Origin of the sequence: Kitasatospora sp. NPDC057500 (assembly GCF_042802195.1) — a bacterium.
Classification (GTDB): domain Bacteria; phylum Actinomycetota; class Actinomycetes; order Streptomycetales; family Streptomycetaceae; genus Kitasatospora.
Window position 1 is genome coordinate 1 of the sequence record NZ_JBHVER010000283.1, and the last position, 8,346, is coordinate 8,346.

Sequence of the window (8,346 nt, forward strand, 5' to 3'; positions counted from 1 at the left end):
GGCACCGCCCTGCCCCCGGATTTCCGGGCACGGCGGTGCCACGGCTCTGCGCTGTCCCGGGACCTCCCGGGGAACGGCCGGGGGCGGGCGGGGTCAGCCCGCGGCCGGGTCGGGGAAGGTCTGCAGCGTCACGAACACCACCCGGCGGGCCTCGCCGGTGCCCTCGGTGCGGATCCGCACCCGCTGGCCGGGACGCAGCAGCCGCAGGCCGCCCGCGTCGAAGGCGGCCGCGTCGAACGGCACCGGGGTCCCGTCGTCGAGCAGCACGGAGCCGGCCCGGGTGGCGGGGTCGAAGGTGAACGCGGTGGCCTGCATGGCAGCAGCATAGCGAGGGCCACCGACAGCGCCCCCGGCTGTCTCAGCGCGGCCGCTGCGGCGGCAGGTGGCCGAGGCGGGCCGCCAGTGCGCGCGTGTGCGGGCCGACGCCGAGCGCCAGCGCCTCGGCCAGGTCCTCCCCGGTGTCGACGTCCCGGCGGACCGACTCCACGCCGGGCAGCCGCAGTTCGCGGGCCCCGCCGGCCGCGTGCCGGGCACGCGAGCCGTCCCCGAACGCGGGAGCGAGCGCGCTGCCCGGGGCGCAGGCCAGCAGGGTGGTGCCCAGCCCCGGGGCGTCCGGCAGGAAGGCCCGGCCCACCGCGGGCACGGCCGCCAGCACCCGGCCCAGCTCGGCCGGGCGCAGCGCCGGCAGGTCCGCCGACAGCGCGGCCAAGGGCGCGCGGGGCGCGAGCACCAGCGCGGCCGCCGCGCCGTGCGCCAGTGCCTCGTTGAGCCCGCCGCCGGGTTCGTCGTCCACCACCAGGGCGCCGAGTCCGGCCAGCCGCGCGCCGGCCGCGGCGTCCCTGGTGACCACCAGCACCCGGCCGACCCCGGGCGCGGCCAGCGCGGCCGTGACGGTGTCCAGGGCGAAGGAGAGCGCGAGGTCCGGGCGGTGCGGGCCGGCGAACGGGGCCAGCCGGGACTTCGCCTGGGCGAGCGGCTTGAGGGGCAGCACCAGCGACCAGCCGGCGGCGGGTGCGGGGGGCGCGACGGGCCCGCTGGGGCGTACGGTGTCCTGGGTCATCGGCGTCATTGTGACGCCGGCCCCGGAACCCTCGCCAGGCCGTCCGAGCTGTGCGGACGTGCGTTTGATCACGCCCGCGCGGCGGGTGGGCGGGGTCGCTCGACAGCCGGTGAGAGGTCGGGTGAGACTGTTCCGCGCCCGCGCCCCGAGAGGGTCGCGGCGGCGAGATCGACCGCGGCACGCCGGCGTGCCGCACGGATGAGGAGGACCTGGGGTGGCCCGCCGCTCGTACGCCAGCTTCGGCAACGCCGACTACGGCTTCTGGTACCGCTTCGCGGCCGTGCTGGTGAAGCCGGTGACGACCGCCCTGGTCAAGCCGGACTGGCGGGGCTGGGAGCACCTCCCGAAGGAGGGCGGCTTCATCGCCGCGGTCAACCACAACTCGATCATCGACCCCGTGGTGTACGCGCACTGGCAGTACAACAGCGGGCGTCCGCCGCGGATCCTCGGCAAGTCCTCGCTGTTCTCGGTCCCGTTCATCGGCTTCATGCTCCGCAAGACCGGCCAGATCCCGGTGTTCCGCGAGTCCACCGACGCGGCGCAGGCGTTCCGGTCGGCGATCGACGCCGTCGACCGGGGCCAGTGCGTGCAGTTCTACCCGGAGGGCACGCTCACCCGGGACCCGGACCTGTGGCCGATGACCGGCAAGAGCGGCGTCGCCCGGGTGGCGCTGATGACCGGCGCCCCGGTCATCCCGGTCGCCCACTGGGGCGCCCACGAGATCATCCCGCCGTACGGCAGGGGCGCTTCGGGCAAGGGCAGGTTCAACCTCTTCCCGCGGCACCGGGTGACGGTGGCGGCCGGTCCGGCCGTCGACCTGAGCAGGTACCAGGGCCAGGAGCTGACCGCCCAGGTGCTCAGGGACGCCACCGAGGACATCATGGCGGCGATCACCGCCGTGCTGGCCGACATCCGCGGCGAGGAGCCGCCCGCCGAGCGGTACGACATGCGGGAGGCCGCCCGGAAGCGGGCCGCCGCCGCGGCGGCCCGCCGACCGGGCCGGGCCGGCGGCACCGACGAGAACGAGGAGGGTGGCAAGTGACCCGCTGCGCCGTGTTCGGCACCGGCTCCTGGGGCACCGCGTTCGCGATGATCCTCGGTGACGCCGGCTGCGAGGTGACCCTCTGGGGCCGCCGCCAGGAGCTGGCGGACGCCGTCAACGCCACCCACACCAACCCGGACTACCTGCCCGGCATCCGGCTGCCCGACTCGGTCCGGGCCACCACCGACCCCGCCGAGGCGCTGGCCGGCGCGGACTTCGCGGTGCTGGCGGTGCCCTCGCAGACGCTGCGCGAGAACCTGGCCGCCTGGGCGCCGCTGCTGGAGCCGCAGACCGTCCTGGTCAGCCTGATGAAGGGCATCGAACTCGGCACCGCCAAGCGGATGAGCGAGGTCGTCGCCGAGGTCGCCGGGGTCGGCCCGGAACGGATCGCGGTGGTCAGCGGGCCGAACCTGGCCCGGGAGATCGCCAACCGGCAGCCGGCCGCCAGCGTGGTCGCCTGCACCGACGAGGCGGTCGCCAAGCGGCTCCAGGCGGCCTGCCACACGCCGTACTTCCGGCCGTACACCAACACCGACGTGATCGGCTGCGAGCTCGGCGGCGCGGTGAAGAACGTGATCGGCCTGGCGGTCGGCATGGCCGACGGCATGGGGCTGGGCGACAACACCAAGGCGACGCTGATCACCCGCGGGCTCGCGGAGACCACCCGGCTGGGACTGACGCTGGGCGCCGACCCCTACACCTTCGCGGGGCTGGCGGGCATGGGCGACCTGGTGGCGACCTGCTCCTCGCCGCTCTCCCGCAACCACACCTTCGGCATCAACCTGGGCCGGGGCATGTCGCTCGCCGAGACCATCGCGGCCACCCGGCAGACCGCCGAGGGCGTCAAGTCCTGCGAGTCGGTGCTCGACCTGGCCCGGCGCAGCGGTGTCGACATGCCGATCGTCGAGGCGGTGGTGGACGTCGTCCACAACGGCCGGCCCACCCAGGAGGCGCTGCAGGCGCTGATGTCCCGCTCGGCCAAGCCCGAGCGGCGCTGAGGCGCGTCCGGGTCGGTCACCTGCCCGAAACACGGCTCACGGTAACCTCGGTCGCGATATGAGCATCGAACAGACCTCCCAGAACCCGTCCGCGAAGCCGCGGGTCGCCGTCGTGTTCGGCGGCCGCAGCTCCGAGCACGCCATCTCGGTCGCGACCGCGGGCAGCGTGCTGAAGGCGATCGACCGCGACAAGTACGAGGTGCTGCCGATCGGCATCACCCACGAGGGCCGCTGGGCGCTGGTCAGCGACGAGCCGGCCCGGATGGCCATCAGCGACGGCCGGCTGCCGAGCGTCGACCAGGTCGCCGAGTCCGCCGAGGGCCAGGTCTCGCTGCCGGTCGGCCCCGGCAGCCGCGAGGTGGTCTGGAGCGAGCCCGGCACCGCCCCCAAGGTGCTCGGCGAGGTGGACGTGGTCTTCCCGCTGCTGCACGGGCCGTGGGGCGAGGACGGCACCCTCCAGGGACTGCTGGAGCTCTCGGGCGTGCCCTACGTCGGCAACGGCGTGCTCGCCAGCGCGGTCGGCATGGACAAGGAGTTCACCAAGCGGCTGCTGGCCTCGCACGGCCTGGGCGTCGGGCGGTACACCGTGGTCCGGCCGCGCGAGTGGGAGACCGAGGAGGGCCGCGCGGCCGTCCGCGAGCGCGCCTCGGGCCTCGGGCTGCCGCTGTTCGTGAAGCCCTGCCGGGCCGGCTCCAGCATGGGCATCACCAAGGTCAAGGACCTCTCGGACCTCGACGCCGCGATCGAGGAGGCCCGCCGGCACGACCCCAAGCTGATCATCGAGGCGGGTGTCTCCGGCCGCGAGATCGAGTGCGCGGTGCTGGAGTCCGAGGACGGCCCGCGGGCCAGCGTCCCGGCCGAGATCCTGGTCGGCGGCGGCTACGAGTTCTACGACTTCGAGGCCAAGTACATCGACTCCTCCGAGGTCCGGATCCCGGCCGAGCTCTCCGCGGAGGAGACCGCCGAGATCCGCCGGCAGGCGGTCGCCGCGTTCGAGGCGCTCGGCTGCGAGGGCCTGGCCCGGGTCGACTTCTTCCTGCTGGACGACGGCGGCTGGATGGTCAACGAGGTCAACACCATGCCCGGCTTCACCCCGATCTCGGCCTACCCGAAGATGTGGCAGGCCAGCGGGCTGTCGTACCCGGAGCTGATCGACCGGCTGCTGCAGGCGGCGCTGCGCCGCTCGACCGGTCTGCGCTGACCGCGCGCGGACGGACGGAGGGCGGTCCCGGAGTCCCGGGACCGCCCTCCGCGCGCATCGGGCCCGGTCAGGGGATGGCGGCCCGGACCAGGTCGGAGAGCGCGGCGGCGGCGTCCAGCGGGTTGCCGGTGGCGCCGCCGGGGACGGTCACCTCGACGAAGGCGGCGCGCTGGGTGGCGGTGAAGCGGTAGCCGCCGTCGGCGAGCGGTTCCGGCCACCAGGTGACGCCGTTGACCGTCGGCGAGATCTCCGCCTGCTTCTCGTCGACCAGCCCCTCGGGGTGCGGCACGCCGCACCGCAGCACGATGCTCGGGGAGGACGCCCAGGCGGCGACGTACGGGGAGGCCGGGGACGGGTCCTTGCGGGCGTGGCCCAGCAGCTCCTGCGGCAGCGTGCCGGCGAGCGCGCGGCAGTACTCGGCGGCCTTGCCGCGGGGCTCCGGCGTCTCGACCTTCGGGTCGGCGGGCGCGCCCCAGCTGCCGAGCAGCACGACGACGGTGCAGGTGAGCGCGGTCGGCACCGCCAGCCACCGGACGGGGGCCGGCAGTGCCGCGAGGAAGCGGGGGACTAGGGGTTCTCGGGTCACCCGCCGATGGTATGCGCGTCTTACAGGTGGACGACGGGACAGGTCAGGGTGCGGGTGATGCCCTCGATCTGCTGGACCTTCGCGACCACCAGACGGCCGAGGTCGTCCACGGTGTCCGCCTCGGCCCGGACGATCACGTCGTACGGGCCGGTGACGTCCTCGGCCTGGATGACTCCGGGGATCTTGGCGATGGACTCGGCGACGGCGCTGGCCTTGCCGACCTCGGTCTGAATCAGGATGTAGGCCTGGACCACGGGGACCTCCCGGCGGCTGGGTACGGGGATCGCCGCCGTGCCCGCCCGGTCGGGCGTCGGGTGGGAGAGCGGGCTCACGGCAGACTGATCACCACGCTACCTCCCGGCGGGCCGGGGAGGGGAGACCCGTGCGCCCCCGAAGGGCGTACGCTGCGCGCGGAGGCGGCGTGGCCGCAGGACGTACGCGCCCGGGCGGGCGCAACCGAGAGGACGGCAGATGCAGGGGACCGTGGGCGAGCTCGGCGAGTTCGGACTCATCAGGGAGCTGACCGCCCGGGTACCGCTCACCGACGCGGTCGACCTCGGCCCGGGTGACGACGCCGCCGTGGTGAAGGCCCCGGACGGCCGGGTGGTGGCGACCACGGACGTGCTGATCGAGAACCGGCACTTCCGCCGGGACTGGTCCACCGCGTACGACGTGGGCCGCAAGGCGGCCGCGCAGAACCTGGCCGACGTGGCCGCGATGGGCGCGGTGCCGACCGCGCTGCTGCTCGGCCTGGTCGCGCCGGCGGACCTGCCGACCACCTGGGCCACCGAGCTGATGGACGGGCTGCGGGACGAGTGCCAGGTGGCCGGTGCGACCGTGGTCGGCGGCGATGTGGTGCGCGGGGACACCATCACGCTGGCCATCACGGCGCTCGGGGACCTTCAGGGGCGCGCGCCGGTGACGCGCGCCGGTGCCCAGGTGGGTGACGTGGTCGCGGTGACCGGCTGGCTCGGCTGGTCGGCGGCCGGGCTGACGGTGCTGCAGCGCGGCTTCCGCTCGCCGCGGGCCTTCGTCGAGGCGCACCGCCGCCCGGAGCCGCCGTACCACGCGGGGCCGGCCGGGGCGGAGCTGGGCGCCACCTCGATGATCGACGTGAGCGACGGGCTGGTGGCCGACCTCGGGCACGTGGCCGGGGCGAGCGGGGTGGACATCGACCTGCGGGCGGCCGACTTCGACGTGCCGGCCCAGATGGCGGACATCGGCCAGGCGGTCGGGGTGGACCCGCTGGTCTGGGTGCTCTCCGGCGGCGAGGACCACGCGATCGCCGCGACCTTTCCGCGCGGGATCCAACTGCCCGCCCGCTGGCGGGTGGTGGGCGAGGTGGTCGGCCGGGCGCGGGCGGCCCGCGGCGGCCGGGTGACGGTGGACGGCGAGGCCTGGGACCGGGTCGGCGGCTGGGACCACTTCGCGGAGTGACAACGGGCGCGCGCCGGGCGGCGGTCGGCGGCCGGGCGGGCGGGGAGTGCGTAGGCTTGGCCACGGCCCGGCCGCCCGCCCTTCACATCGGGTGGTCTGGACCATAATGGTCTAAACCACTCTGAGCGGGAGAGCCCACCACCATGCGAATCGGAGTACTGACCAGCGGCGGCGACTGCCCCGGCCTGAACGCGGTGATCCGTTCCGTGGTGCACCGGGGCACCGATGTGCACGGCGACGAGATCGTCGGCATCGAGGACGGCTTCCTCGGTCTCATCGAGGGCCGCACCCGCCCGGTCTCGCACGACGACGTCACCGGCCTGCTCACCCTCGGCGGCACCATCCTCGGCTCCGCCCGGGTGCAGCGCGAGCGGATCCAGTGGGCGGTGGAGAACGCCAAGACCCTCGCCCGGGACATCGGCATCGACGCGCTGATCGCCATCGGCGGCGAGGGCACCCTCACCGCCGCCCGGATGTTCAGCGAGGCCGGACTGCCGGTGGTCGGCGTCCCCAAGACCATCGACAACGACATCGACGCCACCGACGTCACCTTCGGCTTCGACACCGCGGTGCACGTCGCCACCGAGGCGATCGACCGGCTCAAGACCACCGCCGAATCGCACCAGCGGGTCATGGTCGTGGAGTTGATGGGCCGTCACACCGGCTGGATCACCCTCACCGCCGGCATGGCGGGCGGCGCGCACGGCATCCTGATCCCGGAGAAGCCGTTCGACATCGAGGCGGTGGCCCGGATGGTCGAGGACCGCTTCGCCCGCGGCAAGAAGTTCGCCATCATCGCCGTCGCCGAGGGCGCCACCCCGATGCCCGGCACCATGCGCTTCGACCACGGCGAGGTCGACCGGTTCGGGCACCGGACCTTCGGCGGGATCGGCAACCGCCTCGCCCACGAACTGGAGAACCTGCTCGGCAAGGAGGCCCGCCCGGTCATCCTCGGCCACGTCCAGCGCGGCGGCACCCCCACCGCCCGGGACCGGGTCCTCGCCACCCGGTTCGGCTGGCACGCCGTGGAGGCCGTCCACCGGGGCGCCTTCGGCCACTTCACCGCGCTGCGCCGCAACGACATCCGGCTGGTGCCGATCGCCGACGCGGTGACCAGGCTCAAGACCGTCCCCGAGGGGCACTGGGCGGAGTCCGAGGCCGTGCTGTGACCGCGTAGGTTGGGCGCATGTCTTCCACCGCACCTCCCCGCGTTCTCACGGTCGCCGGCTCGGACTCCGGCGGCGGCGCCGGCATCCAGGCCGACCTCAAGGCGATGCTCGCCCTCGGCGTCCACGGCATGAGCGTGATCACCGCCGTCACCGCGCAGAACTCGCTCGGCGTCCAGGGTTACTGGGAGCTGCCCGCCGAGGCGGTCCGGGCCCAGTTCCGCAGCGTGGTCGACGACATCGGCGTCCAGGCCGTCAAGACCGGGATGCTGGCGTCGATCGAACTGGTCGAGACCGTCTCCGGGCTGCTGGCCGGGGTGGGCGCGCCGGTCGTGGTCGACCCGGTCGGGGTCTCCAAGCACGGCGACGCGCTGCTCGCCGCCGAGGCCGTCGCCACCGTCCGGGAGAAGCTGCTGCCGGTCGCCACCCTCGCCACGCCCAACCTGCACGAGGTGACGCAGCTCACCGGGCGGGTGGTCGAGGACGAGGCGCAGATGCTGGACGCCGCCAAGGCGCTGCTCGACCTCGGGCCGCGCTGGGTGCTGGTCAAGGGCGGGCACCTGGCCGGCGAGGCGGCCGACCTGCTGTACGGCGGCGCGGGGGAGGAGCACTGGTACCGGGCGCCGCGCTACGACAACCGGCACACCCACGGCACCGGCTGCACCCTGGCCAGCGCGATCGCCGCCGGCCTGGCCAAGGGCGAGGCGCTGCCCGAGGCGGTCGCCTCGGCGAAGGAGTACATCACCGGGGCGATCGCCGGCGGTTTCGCGCTCGGCGCCGGCATCGGACCGGTCGACCACGCCTGGCGCTGGCGCTGAGCCCGGCGCCGCAAACGCCTGTGGGCGGGCCCGAGGGC

General features: G+C 74.6%; 10 protein-coding genes. 6 read left to right on the plus strand and 4 right to left on the minus strand.

Annotated elements, in window-relative coordinates; genetic code table 11:
- Positions 1 to 93: 93 nt before the first annotated feature.
- The gene (locus ACFU74_RS34335; protein WP_371517044.1) at positions 94 to 315 is read right to left on the minus strand and encodes a hypothetical protein; all 222 of its coding nucleotides are present in this window, start codon (positions 313 to 315) and stop codon (positions 94 to 96) included.
- A 43-nt stretch (positions 316 to 358) separates the two neighbouring features.
- Positions 359 to 1,060 (minus strand): 2-phospho-L-lactate guanylyltransferase, encoded by a 702-nt coding sequence (gene cofC / locus ACFU74_RS34340; protein ID WP_380763999.1) that lies wholly within the window; start codon positions 1,058 to 1,060, stop codon positions 359 to 361.
- 214 nt (positions 1,061 to 1,274) lie between these two features.
- Between cofC and ACFU74_RS34345 the strand changes: the two genes are divergently transcribed.
- The 3 genes from ACFU74_RS34345 to ACFU74_RS34355 are packed head-to-tail and all read left to right on the plus strand — an operon-like array spanning position 1,275 to position 4,301.
- Positions 1,275 to 2,102: a lysophospholipid acyltransferase family protein gene (locus ACFU74_RS34345; protein WP_380764001.1), complete on the plus strand. Its 828-nt coding sequence runs from the start codon at positions 1,275 to 1,277 to the stop codon at positions 2,100 to 2,102.
- Positions 2,099 to 3,100, plus strand: a complete 1,002-nt coding sequence (locus ACFU74_RS34350) for an NAD(P)H-dependent glycerol-3-phosphate dehydrogenase (RefSeq protein WP_380764003.1) — start codon at positions 2,099 to 2,101, stop codon at positions 3,098 to 3,100. Before ACFU74_RS34345 ends, ACFU74_RS34350 begins: the two co-directional genes overlap by 4 nt.
- Positions 3,101 to 3,158: 58 nt before the next feature.
- Positions 3,159 to 4,301, plus strand: coding sequence for a D-alanine--D-alanine ligase family protein (locus ACFU74_RS34355; RefSeq protein WP_380764005.1), 1,143 nt, complete (start codon positions 3,159 to 3,161; stop codon positions 4,299 to 4,301).
- 67 nt (positions 4,302 to 4,368) lie between these two features.
- On the opposite strand, the gene ACFU74_RS34360 is transcribed toward ACFU74_RS34355, so the two are convergent.
- Positions 4,369 to 4,887, minus strand: a complete 519-nt coding sequence (locus ACFU74_RS34360) for a DUF3515 domain-containing protein (protein ID WP_380764007.1) — start codon at positions 4,885 to 4,887, stop codon at positions 4,369 to 4,371.
- Between the two features lie 20 nt (positions 4,888 to 4,907).
- Positions 4,908 to 5,141, minus strand: a complete 234-nt coding sequence (locus tag ACFU74_RS34365; RefSeq protein ID WP_344334132.1) for an Lrp/AsnC ligand binding domain-containing protein — start codon at positions 5,139 to 5,141, stop codon at positions 4,908 to 4,910.
- Positions 5,142 to 5,358: 217 nt separating this feature from the next.
- Here ACFU74_RS34365 and ACFU74_RS34370 point away from each other — a divergent pair, with 217 nt between their 5' ends.
- From ACFU74_RS34370 to thiD, 3 genes are all read left to right on the plus strand, one after another.
- Positions 5,359 to 6,324: a thiamine-phosphate kinase gene (locus tag ACFU74_RS34370; RefSeq protein ID WP_380764009.1), complete on the plus strand. Its 966-nt coding sequence runs from the start codon at positions 5,359 to 5,361 to the stop codon at positions 6,322 to 6,324.
- Between the two features lie 143 nt (positions 6,325 to 6,467).
- The gene (locus ACFU74_RS34375; protein ID WP_380764011.1) at positions 6,468 to 7,493 is read left to right on the plus strand and encodes a 6-phosphofructokinase; all 1,026 of its coding nucleotides are present in this window, start codon (positions 6,468 to 6,470) and stop codon (positions 7,491 to 7,493) included.
- 17 nt (positions 7,494 to 7,510) lie between these two features.
- Positions 7,511 to 8,308, plus strand: a complete 798-nt coding sequence (gene thiD / locus ACFU74_RS34380; protein WP_380764013.1) for a bifunctional hydroxymethylpyrimidine kinase/phosphomethylpyrimidine kinase — start codon at positions 7,511 to 7,513, stop codon at positions 8,306 to 8,308.
- Positions 8,309 to 8,346 lie beyond the last annotated feature (38 nt).